Raw genomic sequence first — 16,714 nt, 5'->3', positions numbered from 1 at the left:
CGGTACGATGTCAACCCTTTGAACTATGGACCCGGTTTTGTTACTTGGAGGCGATTGAAAAGCTTGTGAGGTGCATAACGATCAAAATAACCTGCAAACATGGATGAACTCACTCTCCTTATCGACCTTTATAAGCATGCTTACAGGCAAGGCCCCGGCGGTGATTCAGAAACCAAACTTGCTCTTGGCTTTTGCGGTCTTGACCCGTCCAAACCGCTCAAGGTTGCCGATATCGGATGCGGAACGGGGGCGTCTACACTGGTACTTGCAAAAGAACTGAATGCCGCGATCACGGCGGTGGACTTCCTTGATGAGTTTCTTGAAATCCTGAACAAACGAGCCATCCATGCAGGAGTTTCCGAAAAGATTGAAACGCTTTCCTGCTCTATGGACAGCCTGCCTTTTGAGGATGAAGAGTTCGACATCCTCTGGTCGGAAGCTGCCATCTACAATATCGGGTTTGAGAACGGCATTCAATCATGGAATCGATACCTGAAGCCCGGCGGATTTCTGGTGGTTTCGGAAATTTCTTGGTTAACGGAAACGCGTCCTTCAGAGCTCCAGAAGTACTGGGACAGCGAGTACCCGGAAATCGATACCGCATCCTCAAAAATATCCCTGCTTGAAAAAAGCGGCTACTCACCCGTTTCATATTTCGTGCTGCCGGAACACTGCTGGATGGAGAACTACTACAACCCTCTTCAAAAAAGTTTCAAGGCTTTTCTGCAGCGTAACAACAATAGTGAAGAAGCTCAGGCGGTTGTGGATGCCGGGATTGTGGAAATGGAGCTATATAAAAATTACAGAAAGTATTTTGGGTATGGATTTTATATCGCAAGAAAAACAGGATAGTCTGAACGGTAATTGTACTTTTAATCAGAATTCCGGATCTGCTAAATGTGTGTCTTAATTCCCTTCTTTCTGATTATTTCCGCTTATGAAAAGCCTGATTATGAACTGATTGGAGATCGGAGAGTGTCGATACCTGTTCTTTGAAGGGCTTAAACTTCTCCGTTCAGAGAGCAGATATCTCCAATCAGATATCGCTTATTCACTTATTCTTGCCATGATTCCTGCATATTTACAAAGGCTTCAATAGCAATTTGAATATTGCGTTGTGAGGAGAGTTCAGGTCACTTTTTTTCTGATGGAAGGATATCTACTGCGGCAGCATGAAACGAAAATCCATTTTAAATGGCACACGATCACAAGCACGTTCATGGCAGCGGAAACATCAGACTGGCTTTCTTCCCAAACCTCGGGTAAACGGTTGTGGAGTTTTTGGACTGACCCTACATGAACAGCAATGTGTTCCTCTCCGATTCGCTTCATGACCTGGAAGACAGTCTTTTTTTAGGTTCTGCATGTTCTGCCCGCTTTTTTCAGATAAAAACCGAACCCGTTACCCTTCTTTACGAATAAATGATATTGCGTTTACAGTAACATAACTGAACAGGCTTTTATTGATGATGTAGGCTAACAGCTAACTAATCCTGACTCTAATCAAACCTGTTCAATATGATGAAATTTATCAATGCATCAATCATTCTGCTCTTTTTCATTTTCCTGTTTTCGGCTTGTAGTGATGTTCTGAATAACGGAGAGGCGTTACAGCCGGAATCACCGGAGGGCCAAATCAATGCAAAGGGAAATCCGGCCAGTACAAACGTCAATTTTCAATACCGTTCCACCATTAACGTGGGGGGAGAAGGCTCGGCTGAAATTTCCGCATACGATGAATCCACCCAAAAACTGTTTGTGGTTAATGTGGAGTCATCAGAAATTTCTGTTTTCACATTAACCGATCTCGACAATCCAATTGAAGAAACCCCTATCAGCGTAAGCGGTTTTGGTGTGCCCAACAGCGTGGCCGTCAATAATGGACTGCTTGCCGTTGCGGTAGAGGCACCGGTGAAGCAGGATCCTGGCTTCGTGCTGGTATTCAACACCGGCGATCTGTCGCAGGTGGGTGATTACGAAGTGGGCGCGCTTCCCGACATGGTCACATTTACGAAGAACGGGCAATTGATTCTCTCGGCCAATGAAGGCGAACCGAATGACGATTATACCGTTGATCCACTCGGCAGCGTAAGTATTATCAATCTGAAAAATGATGACGTTACTACTCTCGATTTTACCGCTTTCAATGGTGAGCAAGAGGCACTTGAAGAGCGGGGCCTGCGTGTGTTTGGGCCGGGTGCCACGCTTGCGCAGGATGTAGAGCCCGAGTATATCGCCATTTCTGAGAATTCACGGATCGCATGGGTCAGCCTTCAGGAAAATAACGGGATTGCACGGGTCAACATCCGAACCAAAACCATTGAAGCAATCTATCCATTGGGCTTTAAAGACTACAGTCTGCCTGAAAACAGCCTGGATGCAAGCGACAGGGATGGTGTGAAAGAACTGAAAAACTGGCCTGTATTTGGCATGTACCAGCCCGATGCAATTGTATCAGCCAAAATCAAAGGTAAAGATTATATCTTCTCAGCAAATGAAGGCGACGCCCGGGATTATGACGGATTCAGCGAGGAGGAGCGCATTGACGATCTGACACTCGATTCAACGGTTTTCCCGAATGCAGCTACTCTGCAGCAGGACGAAAATCTTGGCCGTCTGGAAATAACCACAACCCTTGGTGATACTGACAATGACGGCGAGTATGAGCAGCTTTACAGCTACGGTGCCCGATCATTCAGCGTATGGTCACCATTTGGAGATCTGCTGTATGATTCAGGCAACGGCATTGCCGCTGAAACACTTGCACAGACGCCCGGCCGCTTTAATGATGATGACGGGAGAAGCGATGCAAAAGGGGCAGAACCTGAGGCGGTTGAAATTCTGAATATGGGCGGACAGCGACATATTCTTTTTGTGGGCCTGGAGCGAAATGACCAAATACTGGTATATGATGTTTCCAATCCTCTGGCACCTGAATTTTTATCCATCCTGTCGAATCCCGGTGATGAAGCGCCGGAGGGCGTACTGGCTGTACCGGCAAAAGAAAGCCCCACCGGAAGAGACCTGCTGATAGTCAGTTACGAAGACAGCGGCACGATCAGTTTCTTTGAGAACTTCTGATCAAGAGAGGGTCAATGGTAATTGCAGCCCGGTGTAGCTGCAGCATGAATCGAAAGGCACGAGGCTGACGCTTCCGTGCCTTCTTTCTATATCCAATATGTAAATCGTCTTGCACAACTCGCGGCCATAGCCACGATAACATCAAACGGGTCAACCGTGTAAATATGGATTTCGCGGTTGTGGAGTATTACGATGCACTTTATTGGTTTTCAGGCCTCTGTTTTGTTAATTATCTCAAGTAATAAAACCGGAACGGGTTTACAGTCTGCCGCCTGCACGATTGCACACTGAGCTATGGATGCAATCAAGCTCGCGTGTTTGAAACCATAGCTGCAATCAAAACCGATAAATCATGGAGAAAAAACCATCCCTGCATGATATTCCCACTGACGAACTGAAACGATTGATTAAAAACAGGCGGCTGATAACACTCAACATTTTAATCATCTTTGCTGTCATCATACTGGCCTGGATATTCCTGGGTTACTGGAGAGAAAACCTGCTTGTATTCATTTCCACAATCGTTATTGGAGTGTCTGCTCCTGCGGCCATGCACGCTTCAAGCAGCGGTCTAAGGAAAGAGTTGCGAAAAAGATTGAGGCAATAGGGGTAAAGATAGTTTCAGGTTGACCCTAAAACTTCGGCTGTGATTTTTTTATCCGGGAATGGTTCTATTTCTGAAATTTGGGAACACATATCTCCAATCGCACATCAGTGCTTCATTGACCCATATCAATTAATTGATTACTCTTTTTTAGGAATTGCGCCTCTTTAATCAATATGGGATCATGAAAGCATTCAATTTCTTTCTCTTCTTACTATTAATTGCTGGTCCAATCCAAGCCCAGGATGGCTTACCGATCATAGACATGCACTTGCATGCTTCAGCCGCCGATGTCAACGGGCCTCCGCCAATCGCAGTTTGTGCACCTTTTAATGAAATGCCTGTCTGGGACCAACGCATGCCGTATGGCGCTTTTTTCATGCAGGTTTTGAAGAACCCCACATGCGACAATCCGGTTTGGGGACCTGAAACTGATCGGGAAGTCATGGAACAAACGATTGAAGCCATGGATACCTATAACGTTGTGCAGGGGGTACTTGGAGGATCTCCTCAACGAGTAAAACAGTGGATTGATGAAGCTCCAGGCCGATTTATTCCAGGGATCAATTTCAATATAGACAGCCCGAATGCCATTGAACCTGACTCATTGCGAAAACTCTTCGATAATGGTTCGGTTGAGGTTTTTGCTGAGATCACCAATCAGTACACCGGCACTACTCCCGATGATGAAAGAATGCAGCCATACTGGGCTCTTGCTGAGGAAATGGATATCCCGGTTGGCATTCACATCGGCCCCGGTCCACCCGGTGTACTCTATCTGTCTGGCTCCGGATACCGCGCCCGGCTTCACAGCCCGCTGATTCTGGAAGATATACTGGCAAGTCACCCACGCCTCCGGATCTACATCATGCATGCCGGTTATCCGATGCTGGATGATTTGCTTGCAGTTCTTTATACGCACCCTCAGGTTTATGTGGGTATAGGTGTCATCGTGTACACGCAGCCTGAAGCCGCTTTTTACAGATTCCTGAAAGGCATAGTAGAGGCTGGATTTGGAAAGCGCATCATGTTTGGTTCTGACCAGATGAACTGGCCGGGCGTCATTGGTCCTTCCATTGATCGAATTCGTGAAGCTCCGTTTTTAACAGAGGAACAGAAACGAGACATATTATATAATAACGCTGCCCGGTTTCTTCGCCTCAGTGAAGAAGAAATCCGTCAGCATCATGATTGATCTCTGATACGAGCATAGTCGATGGGGTAAATATGCAATTTCTGATTATATCTGCACATCTGAGATTAAAGTTTGCTCCCGAAGCCTTGGGGCTATTCGCATATCATTCCATCTTATCCTTACAGGTTTAATACAGCTACCCTTACACCTGTATTAACTGTTATACTACTCCTTTACCAGGGGGAGTACTCTAACTTTGTCAAAAGGAGATGGTATAACCGTATAACGAATAAATTTGCCTTTTTTCAAAGGGTAAAGGGAGAAAAAGATGAAAATTCTAAGCATAATTATCGCACTGTCACTTATGGCATTAACCGGATGTTCCGACGACATGATAACAGGTCCGGAAGAAGAACCTTTCACGGTTGAATCACTGGAAAGCAACGCGGCTCAGAAAGTTGTAAAACTGGTTCACATTAAAGGAACCTACTCGGGATCCGGCACTATTGACCCAACGCGCACAGATTGTCCTACCGGCTCTGTTCCGATCAGCGGAGAGGGAACGGGAATCGCTTCTCACCTGGGAAAAATTCACGTAAGCTTTTCCCACTGCTCCTTCTTCCTTGTCGATCCAGCCAATCCAACCTATACGGATGGACACGGAGAATTGAAATCAGCAAATGGTGATACGATCTTTGGTTCATACAACGGATTCTTGACAGGTCCTGATACTTTTCAAAATGTCAACATCGTAAACAGAGGGACCGGACGGTTTGAGGATGTCACCGGAGAACTGACTGAAACCGGTTCAGTTGACTTGACTGACACCGGATTCACATTTGAAATCTCAATTGATGGGTTTATTTCCACAGTTGGTTCGTCAAAAAGATAGAATCTTCTGGCTTAGTGTTACCGAAATCATAGGCACAGATCCCATATTCTGTGCCTATTCTAATTAGTAATTATTATTTTGATCACATCAAGCAAGCCTTTTATCATTGTACGGATATGAATAGGGACACCTCAGGGCTAAATCGACCCATTCACCCCATGCCGGACTTTGTAAAATCCGCTTTGGAGAAACGCGGTTTGATGGATGATTATCTTGCACGCCCCGCCTATCAGCAAAATGATTACCTGGGATGGATTAACCGGGCAAAACGAATACAAACCAAAAAGAAACGGCTGAACCAGATGCTTGATGAACTGGAAAGAGGAGGCGTTTACATGAAAATGGATCACCCTCCATCCAGGAAAATCTGATTGTCAATTATTCATCTGCAGCCTTTGGCCGGGTGGTGATATAAAAGCCCGACTTCCTGCCAGATTTAGACGAGTTTCCAATACTATCCGATTTATGCAGTCTGTCCTGCCGGTTTGTATATTACTATGATTGATTTACGAACATGAGTTCTGGAATAACATGAATTCATAGGACTGTTTAAAAACCATGGCCCACAATCACACACACGACCACAGCCGGGGCAACATCAAGCTGGCTTTCTTTCTGAACCTGGGATTTACGATTGTAGAGTTTTTTGGCGGATTATACGTAAACAGTGTTGCGATCATCTCGGATGCACTTCACGATCTCGGAGACAGCCTGTCTCTGGGGCTGGCATGGTTTCTTCACAATAAATCCAGGAAGGGCGCAGACACCTCTTTTACCTTCGGATATACGCGCTTTTCGCTGCTTGGTGCGCTTATCAACAGCCTGGTGCTGATTGCAGGGTCCATATTTGTGGTAAATGAAGCCGTAGCCAGAATCTTATCCCCGGAACAGACCAATGCAGAAGGTATGTTTCTGTTTGCCATTCTGGGTGTAGCCGTAAACGGTTACGCTGCCTGGAAGGTCAGCCACGGAGAAACGATGAACGAACGCGTTATCTCCTGGCATTTGCTCGAGGATGTTCTGGGCTGGGTGGCCGTTCTGATTGTGTCCGTAATTCTGATGTTCAGGGACATTCTCTACCTCGACCCCGCTCTATCGCTGCTTATTACACTTTATATCCTTTGGAACGTGATCAAACGATTGAAGGAAACACTCTACCTTTTTCTTCAGGGCCGTCCGTCGGACGTGAGCATAGATGAGCTCAGGGATAAATTTTTAAGCCTTGATTTTGTGGAAGAAACCGACCACCTGCACATCTGGTCGCTCGACGGAGAACATCATGTAATCACCGCTCACCTGCATGTCACGGAAATGAACGATATTTCTGAACTTGCAGGCGCCAAAAAGAAGATCCGGCAGCTTCTGAAGCCTTATAATTTCAGTCACAGCACCATTGAAATGGAGTGGGGTGAAGATCTGTGCTCACGCCGGGACAGCGATTCCTGGCCGGGCTCTTCGTGACAATTCACATTTCTTATCAGGGTGGTTATATTTTGCATAATACTCCGGAAAACTCAAAACAGGAACGAATTTTCAGGATCTGAACTTTAAATCCCATAAGTAACAATCATTCAGTTCTACATCATGATGAAATACTTTACCGGACTTCTGTTAATAGCTCTTTTAGTAAACCCGACCGTGCTTTTTGACTTTCATGAAAATGCGAATATTAGCAACTGGCGCATCGTGGACGACGTAGTTATGGGCGGCCGCTCCAGCGGAAGTTTTGAGCTTTCACCTGATGGTCACGCTGTTTTTTCGGGCGATATTTCCCTGGAAAACAACGGAGGGTTTTCGTCTGTACGCTACAGGTTTGAAGGTGCAGAGGCTGATCCCGAATCGATAGTCCGTATCCGACTCAAAGGAGACGGCAAACCCTATCAGCTGCGTATAAAACACGATGTACGCTCTTATTATTCGTACCAGGCCGATTTTGAGACAAGCGGTGAATGGCAGGAAATTGAAATCCAGTTGAAGGACATGTATCCCGAGTTTCGTGGTAATCGACTGAACCAGCCCAATTACAACCATAACCGCATTCAGGAGATCACGTTCCAGTTCGGAAATGGTAAGCCCGAGTCTTTTCAACTAATGATCGACAAGATCACTTTAGTCACGGAATGATACAAACGGATGTCCTGATTATCGGGGCCGGACTCACCGGACTAACTTTGCACCACTACCTGAAGGATCACGGGTGTAGGGTCAGGGTTGTTGAAGCCCGTGAGAGGATTGGCGGCAGAATATATACGGCCGGCTTTGATTCAGGCCCTGAAGCGCCCGTTGAGATGGGAGCCACCTGGCTGGGTTCATCCCATACACATCTCTTCAAACTTATTCATGATCTGGATATTGAATTGTTTGAACAGATTCTGGGTGATCGTGCAATCTACGAACCAACATCCATGAGTCCGCATCAGCTGGTTTCTCTTCCGGAGCAGCAGGAACCCAGTTACCGCATCAGGGGCGGCACATTCAGCTTAATTGAAACCCTTTCATCAGATCTGGATCCGGACCATTTATTTACGGGTCAGCCGGTGCAGTCGCTTCTTGAAAAGGACGATCGCCTGATCGTAGAATGTGCAGATGTCTCATTCAGCGCCAGGCAGGTCGTCTCTACTCTACCGCCGGGACTTCTTCATCATCTGGTAGAGATTGAACCTGCACTTCCTCACTCCGTTCAATACATTATGGCCACAACCCATACCTGGATGGGGGAATCGATCAAATTCGGTCTTACCTATAAAAAGCCGTTCTGGCGGGATAAAAGCTCAAGCGGCACCCTGTTCAGTAATGTCGGTCCAATTACGGAAATGTACGATCACTCTTCATTTGAAGACAACCGTTATTCACTAATGGGGTTTTTGAACGGCAGTTATTATTCGCTCTCCTCGGACGAAAGGCGCACCATGGTGCTGAATCAGCTCAGAAAATATTACGGCAAACAAGCGGATCAAACCCTTCTTCACTATCATGAGCTAGTCTGGAGTCGTGAAGAATACACTTTTACTCCATACGTCGATCACGTACTGCCCCATCAAAATAACGGCCACGGCATATATCAAAAGCCTTTTCTGAATGGAAAACTTTATATCGCCGGCGCAGAAACATCGGCTGTTTCTCCGGGCTATATGGATGGGGCGGTTAACAGCGCGAGAATAGTTTATGAATCGCTGAGGGATTATTATTTACTTTCTTAATTAACTTATTCAACCTTCTCAACCTGTTTCTTTGTTATCAACCGCGGTTTCTCCATATTGCCGTTTCATTAGTCTAAAACAACCGGATAATCAAAGCATTGATTGTGTTATGCAGTTAACACGTTAAATCAAGAAAAGGATCTGAATGGGTAAAAATATCAGAGTTGCAGCTGCACAAATTTCACCCATCTTTTTAAATAAGGATAAGACGGTTGAGAAAGCTTGTAAAGCAATTTTAGAGGCCGGTGAGAAAGGCGCCAATTTAATTGTTTTTCCGGAAGCGTTCATTTCAGGCTATCCCGATTGGGTGTGGCTTATCCCCAACAGCAAGGGAGCCGAACTGAACGATCTCTACGTGAAATTGGTGGAGCATGCGGTTTCCGTGCCAGACAATGCAACTGAAAAACTTTGCAAGGCTGCCAAAATTGCGGGCATAGATGTGGTGATGGGCATAAATGAGCGCAGCTCTGAAACAAGCAGTGCGAGCCTTTACAACAGCATCCTGTTTATCAGTGACGGCGGGAAAATTCTCGGAAAGCACCGCAAACTAATCCCCACAGGCGGAGAACGCCTGATATGGTCACGTGGTGACGGAAAATCGCTGCGTTCTTACGATACTTCCATAGGAAAAATTGCAGGGCTTATTTGCTGGGAAAATTTTATGCCCCTGGCAAGAACTGCCATTTATGAGAGCGGTGTACAGATACTTGCTTCTCCCACCTGGGATAAAAGTCTGCGATGGCTTCAGTCGATGCAGCATATTGCAAGGGAAGGAGGAATCTTTTTAATCAGCTGCTGCATGGCTCTTCAGATGGACGATATACCTGATGAATACTCCTTCAAGAAACTCTATCCGGACGGTAAAACGTGGATCAATTCGGGGAACAGCTGTATAATAGCACCAAACGGAGAAATTATTGCAGGCCCGCTAGAAGCTCAGGAGGATATTCTATATGCCAATATTGATCTTCAGAAAATTATCGCTGCCAAACGAATGTTTGACACTGTGGGCCACTACTCCCGGCCTGATGTTTTTCAATTTGGCTTGAAGGATCACTGACTTTTAAATAATAAAATTATCAATCTTTCAGGGTTGACTCGTTCTTGATATGAGTTATCTGTAAATCTTATACGCTCCGTTTACCATTGTGAAATACTAGACGGCACCACTTCCTGCTTGAAGATCCGGATACCTGTGGTAAACCCTACCCAAAACCGGTAGTCCCGGCCGTGACCGCTGGGCGACCAGAAGCTGTACCAGGTATATTCATTTGCGCCTTCGATACTTGTACGCACGATCTGCAAATTAAAAGTGGGCCCTGCATACAGGGATAGTCCGTTTCCGAAACGTTTACCCAACAGATATTTGTAGGACCAAATCCCATTCTTATCCCATGACCAGCTCCCTTCGATATGGTGGGTATAGGAGAGCTCCTGATTAATAAAAAGACTTGAGTCGGTCATGTTTCTGAATGCATCACTCAACGGCTTCTCCATCCCCACGGCCACGCCCACGCGATAGACATCCCGGGTAAGCAAAGGATTGTATCCCGCAAAAAGCATATTATAGACCCTGTAGGTGCCCAGATTGATCCCAATATCCGTGAACCCGCCGTCAGAAAACCTGAAATCAACATTTTTTCGGCCGTTTCCATACAGACTTATCAGTCCTACCGGTGCGCCCTCAAATTCCCGTGCAAGGTTAATCAATCCGATTTGAACTCCTGAAGCCGTTTCAGCAATATTGATGGGAGCTGCCTGAAGGCCCGACATCCGCTTTGACAGGTTCAAAATCCCAGCCGCAGCAAGCCCGTCCATGCTTTGAGACGAATTCAGCACTCCCGATACGGCAAGGCCGGACAGGGACCCTTTTGATGCCGTCAAAACACCTGAAATGATCAAGCCGTCGATATGCTGCCCGGCAAGGGTTCCGATTCCGGCAACATGTAGCCCTGACGCACTGGTTCCTGCCAGGTTCAGTCCCCCTGTTACCAGGAGACCATCCATGCTCGCCCGGCTGCCGTTTACAAACCCTGAAACCTGCAGACCTGAAACACTCCTTCCGGCAAGATTGGCAAATCCCGATATCTGCAAGCCTGACATGGCTCTCGAACTGCCGTTCATAAAGCCTGCAATCTGTAATCCCTCCATCCTGCCGGAGGATATGTTTGCGAAACCGGCCAGCTGCATGCCTGCAGAATAGTGGCGTGTGTAATTAAAGAAACCGCCGATTTCTGCACCGTCCAGTCCGCCATGTGCGCCGCCCAGAATATTGATTGAGTATTTGGCGGTATAATCGAGAGCATCCACACCATTGGTACCCAGCGGATTGATCAGGGTAACCCTCCATTTTCGATATTTGAGGGGATCCCCGCCATCCTCCTGTGCATGTGAAAGGGTCACGGTAGAGAAAATGAGCAGAACGGCAATTGCGGTTAAACGTACAGTTTTGATCATAGCATAGAGTTTTATTTCCCGAATTGTACGATTCGGTCATAATTTGTTACACAGAAAATGAACCTCTCTGACCCATAACATCACACCCTTTTGCCTTTTCCTCATTATCACCCCTTTTTCTATATTCCGCCCATGAAAAAATTCTTCCTCTTATTCTCCGTCTTCAGCTTGCTTACCGTTCTTCTTCATGCACAAACGCCCGGGGAAGGATCCTGGAAGGGAACTATCTTCTACAGCAATGGCGAGATACCCTTTACTTTTGATCTGCGGTATCCGGATGATTCCGGTAATCCTGTATTCACTTTTATCAATGGTGAAGACCGGGCCTCACTGCAGGCTGAGGTTCGAAATGACAGCCTTTTCATACCCATGTTTGCTTTCGATATCACCCTTAAAATGGCACTGGGTGAGGATACGATGCAGGGATCTCTCAACAAGCACTACAACGGACGATCCTATCCCTTTCAGGCTGTTCTCGGGCAGCCCCGATACGATATCGCGCCGGAAGAGACCCCGCTTCTGGTCGGAAATCGCTGGAGGATGACCATCAATCCGGGCCAAAGGGGCGAGTATCCCGCGGTCGGCCTTTTCAGTCAGAACGGGAATCACATCACCGGAACAATCATGACCGAAACCAGCGATTACCGGTTTTTTGAGGGTCATATAAAAGGCAAAGATATCGAGATGTCCGTTTTTGACGGTGTGCACTCCTTTCTTCTGAAGGGCGCCTTCGACGAAAAGACCGGGCAGTGGAGCGGCGATCTCATTCTTGATGACGGATATTCCAGATCCTGGACCGCTGAACAGGATGATACGGCTGAGCTGCCCGACCCGTTTGGGATCATTGATCTGAACGCGCAAAATATCCGACCCAACCTGAACGCTTTGGCTGCTCTTGACGAACAAACGGTTACGGCTGAGGATTATGAAGGAAAGGTATTGATTGTTCAGCTGATGGGAACCTGGTGCACCAACAGCAGAGACCAGACCCTTTATTTAACAAACTGGCTTCAAGAGCACGACTATCCCGGCCTGGAAATACTGTCTGTAAACTATGAAGCCAACTATTCGCCTGAATATGGCCTGCAGCGTATTGAATCCTATAAAGAACGCCTCAATATTCCTTACAAAATGATTCTGGGCGGGCCGCTCTCCAAACGGGCAGCGGCCGAACCCTTCCCCTTTATGGATCAGATTCTTGCCTTTCCAACCCTTGTTTTCATTGACAAGGACGGCTATGCACGGTATGTGCACAGCTATTTCAACGGCCCGGCAACCGGCGAGTATTACCATGAGTTTGATCGCAGATTTAATGAAATAGTGGAAGAACTTACGCGGTAGCAGGAGCCGATATTACCCCGGTAACGTAGCGGCGCATGATGCTCTGCTGTAAATGAAATTCACTTTTCTGTTATTTTTTGAGCATCTTCTTGGTATGTAAGCTTTACCAGTATAAATATGCAATTTAAACCCTGCTTTGCACTACCCGCCGACTGACGACTATTCCATCGATCCGCCTTTGCCGGCTGTTTTAAAATACTTGATTTAACCGGGTTCACTTCGTCACTCGTCATCAACTTTCACATAATCCAAAAGCTTCGACCGCAGACATCCTGCGTCTGAACCAAAGCAACATGGCCCAAGCCTTATTATGAATTTTACTGCCGAACACCTTCAGCAAGTTAAAACCAGGAACGACCTTATTGAGATTGCTAAAAAAAATGGTATTCCGGTCGAAAAAACGCTCAAAAAGCTTCAATATGAAGAAGAGCTTGAGCAGCTTCAAATTGAGATGGTGAATCTCCAAAAATGGATTATTCAAAAGAATATGAGGCTTGCCATTCTGTTCGAGGGCCGGGATGCCTCCGGAAAAGGAGGTACAATTAAAAGATTTAAGGAGCATCTGAATCCGCGATCCTCCCGTGTGGTTGCCCTCAGCAAACCGACCAGGATGGAAAAGGGGCAGTGGTATTTCAGACGCTACATCAAGGTCCTGCCGAACCCCGGTGAAATGGTGTTTTTTGACCGCAGCTGGTACAACAGGGCCGTGGTAGAACCTGTGATGGGTTTTTGTTCCAGCGAAGAGTATGAGAAATTTATGGTGCAGGTTCCTGAATTTGAGCACTTGCTCTACGAAGACAACTGCATCATCATTAAATTCTGGTTTTCGGTTTCCAAAGATGAACAGAAAAGCCGATTCGAGTCACGCATTCAAAACCCGCTGAAGCGCTGGAAATACAGTCCGGTTGACAGGAGGGGGCAGGAACTCTGGGAAAAATACACCCACCACAAAGAGCAGATGTTTGCCAAAACCCACACCAATTTTAGTCCCTGGATCATCGTAAAGGCAAACAGTAAAAAAACCGCCCGCCTTGAGAGCATGCGCTATGTGCTTTCCAGGTTTGACTATGACGGCAAGGGAGAATCGGACACAACCTTGCTGCCCGACCCCAACATCGTTATGAGATACCACCGAAGCGCCATGCAAATTGATGTCTGAAATAAACAAAACTATGAAAGAGTTAAAATTGTCGGAAAAGGAACTGGAACTGCTGAATTCCAAAAATGGCCTCTATGCCCTTCTGAAAAGGAAAAATGTAAACATCAAAAAGGCCCTGCGGGAGGTTCGATATGCTGAACGGCTTGCCAAAAAGCAGGAAGAGCTTATCAAGCTGCAAAATTGGGTGATTGAAAACGACAAAAAACTGGTGGTCATATTCGAGGGACGCGATGCAGCAGGAAAAGGGGGAGCCATACGGCGGCTTACCGAGCGTATCAACCCGAGGTTTTTCCGCATCGTTGCCCTTAATAAACCCTCAGATGACGAACAAAAGCAGTGGTTTTTTCAGAGATATATCGGCCAGCTTCCCAACCCGGGAGAAATGGTATTTTTTGACCGCAGCTGGTACAACCGCGCAGTTGTCGAACCTGTAAACGGGTTTTGCACGGAGCAGGAGTATGAGGTCTTTATGTCGCAGGTCAATGATTTCGAAAAAATGCTGATCCAGTCGAATACCTATCTGATCAAGTTCTATTTTTCGATTTCCAAAAAAGAACAGGCAAGAAGGTTTCGCGACATAAAGAACAGCCCGCTAAAACGCTGGAAGATGACGCCAGTTGACGAACGGGCACAGGAGCTTTGGGATTCCTATACCAAATACAAAGAGAAGATGTTCGAGATAACCGATACCGAACTGTCGCCCTGGATTATCATTGATGCCAACCGGAAAACAACCGCCCGCCTGAAGGCCATACAGCATATTCTGGATGAGATCCCCTATAAGTAGACCGCGTACCCGTTGCTTCCCTCTTTGCCACGGCCACGCCTCTTCATCGGAATGGATTTTTCCTGGTGCACCCGATTCCCTTATCGGAAATTAAACCGTTCAGTGATTACTCAGGCAGACGCAACATAATCAAGCCGGGATGATTCTGCCTGTTCCGGGAAGCTGACATGAGATCTTCAACTCTGTCTGCAAATATTTATATTGATGAAAGGGAACATGTGACATGAAAGGGGGAATACGATGTCAGAACGATTTCACAAAACAGGTGAGACGAAATCCAATGAAATTGGTGCGGAAGGCCGCGTTCTCTCGGTGCGTGGCAGCGTAATTGATGTCCTGTTTGAAGAACACGTCCCCGAACTGCAAACCCGTCTTACAATTCTTACCGACCCTCCCGTACCCGCCGAAGTTACCGCCCACCTTGACAACAGAACGGTACGCGTACTGGCTTTGACGCCTACCCGTGGAATGAAACGGGGCACACGGGTCGAAGACACCGGCAGCGCTTTGCGCGTGCCTGTAGGCCCGGGCCTGAAAGGCCGGGCCATGAACCTTTTTGGCGAACCGGTCGACGATTTGGGCGATATCTCCCATGAGGAGATGAGATCGGTTTTTCAGCCGAAAATACCCCTTTCAGAGCAGGAAACCGGCCAGGACGTGCTTGTTACAGGAATAAAGGCAATTGATCTGTTATCGCCTATGGAACGGGGTGGGAAGGCTGGACTTTTCGGAGGCGCAGGAGTCGGTAAAACCGTGCTGATCATGGAGATGATCCGGAATATGGTGAAAAAACATGAGGGCATCAGCTTATTCTGCGGTATCGGCGAACGTTGCCGCGAGGCTGAGGAACTTTACCGTGAGATACAGGAAGCGGGCGTGCTCGAAAACACGGTGATGGTTTTCGGCCAGATGAACGAACCTCCGGGTGCCCGTTTCAGGGTTGGCCAGACGGCTCTTACCATCGCTGAGTACTTTCGGGATTCCCAGCGGCGCGATGTATTACTGCTGATCGACAATATCTTTCGCTTTGTACAGGCGGGTACGGAAGTATCGGGCCTTATGGGCAAGGTAACGTCAAGATTGGGGTATCAGCCCACACTTGGCAGTGAGCTGGCAGAACTGCAGGAAAGAATCTGCAATACCCGCAGCGGGGCAATCACCTCCATTCAGGCAGTATATGTGCCTGCTGATGACTTTACCGATCCTGCCGTCACTCACACCTTCTCACATCTCTCCTCATCCATCGTGCTGTCGAGAGAAAGGGCCGGACAGGGGCTTTATCCCGCCATCGACCTTCTGAAGTCAGGATCCAAAATGCTCGCACGCCATATCGTGGGCGACAAGCACTATCGTGTTGCCCAGGAGGTAAAAGAAGCACTCGCTCATTTCGAGGATCTCAAAGATATCATATCGATGCTGGGCATGGAGGAGTTATCGGTTGAAGATCAGAGAGTTGTGAAAAGGGCCAGAAAGCTGGAGCGTTTTTTTACCCAACCATTCGGGGTTACCGAACAGTTTACAGGCACAGAAGGTAAAATTGTAGATGTTGAGGATGTCATATCGGGCTGTGAGCGAATACTGGATGGTGAATTTGACGAGGTACCGGAGCAAAACTTCTTTATGATTGGAAAGATTGACGAGGCGGGGGCGTCATGACCGGAAAAAATATTTTACTGCTGAAAGTGATGGAACCGGAAAAAATTCTGGTACAAACATCTGTTAACAAAGTGATTGCTGAAGGACTAAACGGTTCGTTCTGCATCAAGCCGAAACACATTGATTTTGTATCGGCACTGAAACCCGGAATCCTGGAGTACACCACAGAGGAAAATGAAGAGTTTATAGCTTTGGATGAAGGTATTCTGGTTAAATGCGGACAGGATGTTCTGGTTTCTGTTCTCAATGGAGTTCCCGGAACAGATCTTTCGATGCTTGAAAAGACCGTTCGTGAACAGTTCCAAAAGACGGAAGCAATGAACAAGGCTACCGATATTGCCCTTAAAGGAATGGAAGCAGACTTGCTGATGCATTTCGTTGAACTGGATAAAGAGAAATGAA

16 protein-coding genes are annotated in these 16,714 nt (G+C 46.9%); 15 read left to right on the top strand and 1 reads right to left on the bottom strand.

The genetic code is table 11. From position 1 onward, the window contains the following. Positions 1-99 precede the first annotated feature (99 nt). The 10 genes from DDZ15_RS12565 to DDZ15_RS12520 all read left to right on the top strand — a co-directional run bounded on the left by DDZ15_RS12565 (position 100) and on the right by DDZ15_RS12520 (position 9,972). Positions 100-852, top strand: coding sequence for a class I SAM-dependent methyltransferase (locus tag DDZ15_RS12565; protein ID WP_109647446.1), 753 nt, complete (start codon positions 100-102; stop codon positions 850-852). A gap of 666 nt (positions 853-1,518) precedes the next feature. Then, positions 1,519-3,081, top strand: a complete 1,563-nt coding sequence (locus DDZ15_RS12560; protein ID WP_109647445.1) for a choice-of-anchor I family protein — start codon at positions 1,519-1,521, stop codon at positions 3,079-3,081. 352 nt (positions 3,082-3,433) lie between these two features. Then, positions 3,434-3,688 carry a hypothetical protein gene (locus DDZ15_RS12555; protein ID WP_109647444.1) on the top strand — a complete coding sequence of 85 codons (255 nt, stop codon included), beginning with the start codon at positions 3,434-3,436 and terminating at the stop codon, positions 3,686-3,688. A gap of 181 nt (positions 3,689-3,869) precedes the next feature. Next, positions 3,870-4,880 (top strand): amidohydrolase family protein, encoded by a 1,011-nt coding sequence (locus DDZ15_RS12550; RefSeq protein ID WP_109647443.1) that lies wholly within the window; start codon positions 3,870-3,872, stop codon positions 4,878-4,880. Positions 4,881-5,148: 268 nt separating this feature from the next. Continuing rightward, a complete protein-coding gene (locus DDZ15_RS12545; protein WP_109647442.1) occupies positions 5,149-5,712 on the top strand; it encodes a hypothetical protein in 564 nt (187 codons plus the stop codon). A gap of 116 nt (positions 5,713-5,828) precedes the next feature. After that, a complete protein-coding gene (locus DDZ15_RS12540) occupies positions 5,829-6,083 on the top strand; it encodes a YdeI/OmpD-associated family protein (protein WP_109647441.1) in 255 nt (84 codons plus the stop codon). A 187-nt stretch (positions 6,084-6,270) separates the two neighbouring features. After that, on the top strand, positions 6,271-7,173 hold the full coding sequence (locus DDZ15_RS12535) for a cation diffusion facilitator family transporter (protein ID WP_109647440.1): 903 nt from the start codon (positions 6,271-6,273) through the stop codon (positions 7,171-7,173). Between the two features lie 123 nt (positions 7,174-7,296). After that, the gene (locus DDZ15_RS12530; protein ID WP_199222962.1) at positions 7,297-7,836 is read left to right on the top strand and encodes a CIA30 family protein; all 540 of its coding nucleotides are present in this window, start codon (positions 7,297-7,299) and stop codon (positions 7,834-7,836) included. Further along, positions 7,833-8,912, top strand: coding sequence for a flavin monoamine oxidase family protein (locus DDZ15_RS12525; RefSeq protein WP_109647439.1), 1,080 nt, complete (start codon positions 7,833-7,835; stop codon positions 8,910-8,912). The genes DDZ15_RS12530 and DDZ15_RS12525 overlap by 4 nt, the downstream gene beginning before the upstream one ends. 145 nt (positions 8,913-9,057) lie before the next feature. Beyond that, positions 9,058-9,972 (top strand): carbon-nitrogen hydrolase family protein, encoded by a 915-nt coding sequence (locus DDZ15_RS12520; RefSeq protein ID WP_109647438.1) that lies wholly within the window; start codon positions 9,058-9,060, stop codon positions 9,970-9,972. 80 nt (positions 9,973-10,052) lie between these two features. On the opposite strand, the gene DDZ15_RS12515 is transcribed toward DDZ15_RS12520, so the two are convergent. Further along, complete coding sequence (locus DDZ15_RS12515; protein WP_109647437.1) at positions 10,053-11,369, bottom strand: hypothetical protein; 1,317 nt, start codon at positions 11,367-11,369, stop codon at positions 10,053-10,055. A 132-nt stretch (positions 11,370-11,501) separates the two neighbouring features. Between DDZ15_RS12515 and DDZ15_RS12510 the strand changes: the two genes are divergently transcribed. The 5 genes from DDZ15_RS12510 to DDZ15_RS12490 all read left to right on the top strand — a co-directional run bounded on the left by DDZ15_RS12510 (position 11,502) and on the right by DDZ15_RS12490 (position 16,713). Next, positions 11,502-12,710: a TlpA disulfide reductase family protein gene (locus DDZ15_RS12510; RefSeq protein ID WP_109647436.1), complete on the top strand. Its 1,209-nt coding sequence runs from the start codon at positions 11,502-11,504 to the stop codon at positions 12,708-12,710. A gap of 310 nt (positions 12,711-13,020) precedes the next feature. Beyond that, positions 13,021-13,869 carry a polyphosphate kinase 2 gene (gene ppk2 / locus DDZ15_RS12505; protein WP_109647435.1) on the top strand — a complete coding sequence of 283 codons (849 nt, stop codon included), beginning with the start codon at positions 13,021-13,023 and terminating at the stop codon, positions 13,867-13,869. Positions 13,870-13,882: 13 nt separating this feature from the next. Beyond that, positions 13,883-14,656, top strand: coding sequence for a polyphosphate kinase 2 (gene ppk2, locus DDZ15_RS12500; protein WP_109647511.1), 774 nt, complete (start codon positions 13,883-13,885; stop codon positions 14,654-14,656). Positions 14,657-14,896: 240 nt separating this feature from the next. Beyond that, positions 14,897-16,312: a F0F1 ATP synthase subunit beta gene (gene atpD, locus DDZ15_RS12495; RefSeq protein ID WP_109647434.1), complete on the top strand. Its 1,416-nt coding sequence runs from the start codon at positions 14,897-14,899 to the stop codon at positions 16,310-16,312. Beyond that, complete coding sequence (locus tag DDZ15_RS12490) at positions 16,309-16,713, top strand: F0F1 ATP synthase subunit epsilon (RefSeq protein WP_109647433.1); 405 nt, start codon at positions 16,309-16,311, stop codon at positions 16,711-16,713. Before atpD ends, DDZ15_RS12490 begins: the two co-directional genes overlap by 4 nt. Position 16,714 lies beyond the last annotated feature (1 nt).

The organism is Rhodohalobacter mucosus, from assembly GCF_003150675.1.
GTDB lineage: Bacteria > Bacteroidota > Rhodothermia > Balneolales > Balneolaceae > Rhodohalobacter > Rhodohalobacter mucosus.
This window is presented reverse-complemented; position numbering and strand designations above follow the sequence as displayed.

Coding starts and splice junctions, on each gene's coding strand:
- DDZ15_RS12565 (WP_109647446.1), top strand. CDS start 100: ATGGATGAACTCACTCTCCTTATCGACCTTTATAAGCATGCTTACAGG.
- DDZ15_RS12560 (WP_109647445.1), top strand. CDS start 1,519: ATGATGAAATTTATCAATGCATCAATCATTCTGCTCTTTTTCATTTTC.
- DDZ15_RS12555 (WP_109647444.1), top strand. CDS start 3,434: ATGGAGAAAAAACCATCCCTGCATGATATTCCCACTGACGAACTGAAA.
- DDZ15_RS12550 (WP_109647443.1), top strand. CDS start 3,870: ATGAAAGCATTCAATTTCTTTCTCTTCTTACTATTAATTGCTGGTCCA.
- DDZ15_RS12545 (WP_109647442.1), top strand. CDS start 5,149: ATGAAAATTCTAAGCATAATTATCGCACTGTCACTTATGGCATTAACC.
- DDZ15_RS12540 (WP_109647441.1), top strand. CDS start 5,829: ATGAATAGGGACACCTCAGGGCTAAATCGACCCATTCACCCCATGCCG.
- DDZ15_RS12535 (WP_109647440.1), top strand. CDS start 6,271: ATGGCCCACAATCACACACACGACCACAGCCGGGGCAACATCAAGCTG.
- DDZ15_RS12530 (WP_199222962.1), top strand. CDS start 7,297: ATGATGAAATACTTTACCGGACTTCTGTTAATAGCTCTTTTAGTAAAC.
- DDZ15_RS12525 (WP_109647439.1), top strand. CDS start 7,833: ATGATACAAACGGATGTCCTGATTATCGGGGCCGGACTCACCGGACTA.
- DDZ15_RS12520 (WP_109647438.1), top strand. CDS start 9,058: ATGGGTAAAAATATCAGAGTTGCAGCTGCACAAATTTCACCCATCTTT.
- DDZ15_RS12515 (WP_109647437.1), bottom strand. CDS start 11,369: ATGATCAAAACTGTACGTTTAACCGCAATTGCCGTTCTGCTCATTTTC.
- DDZ15_RS12510 (WP_109647436.1), top strand. CDS start 11,502: ATGAAAAAATTCTTCCTCTTATTCTCCGTCTTCAGCTTGCTTACCGTT.
- ppk2 (WP_109647435.1), top strand. CDS start 13,021: ATGAATTTTACTGCCGAACACCTTCAGCAAGTTAAAACCAGGAACGAC.
- ppk2 (WP_109647511.1), top strand. CDS start 13,883: ATGAAAGAGTTAAAATTGTCGGAAAAGGAACTGGAACTGCTGAATTCC.
- atpD (WP_109647434.1), top strand. CDS start 14,897: ATGTCAGAACGATTTCACAAAACAGGTGAGACGAAATCCAATGAAATT.
- DDZ15_RS12490 (WP_109647433.1), top strand. CDS start 16,309: ATGACCGGAAAAAATATTTTACTGCTGAAAGTGATGGAACCGGAAAAA.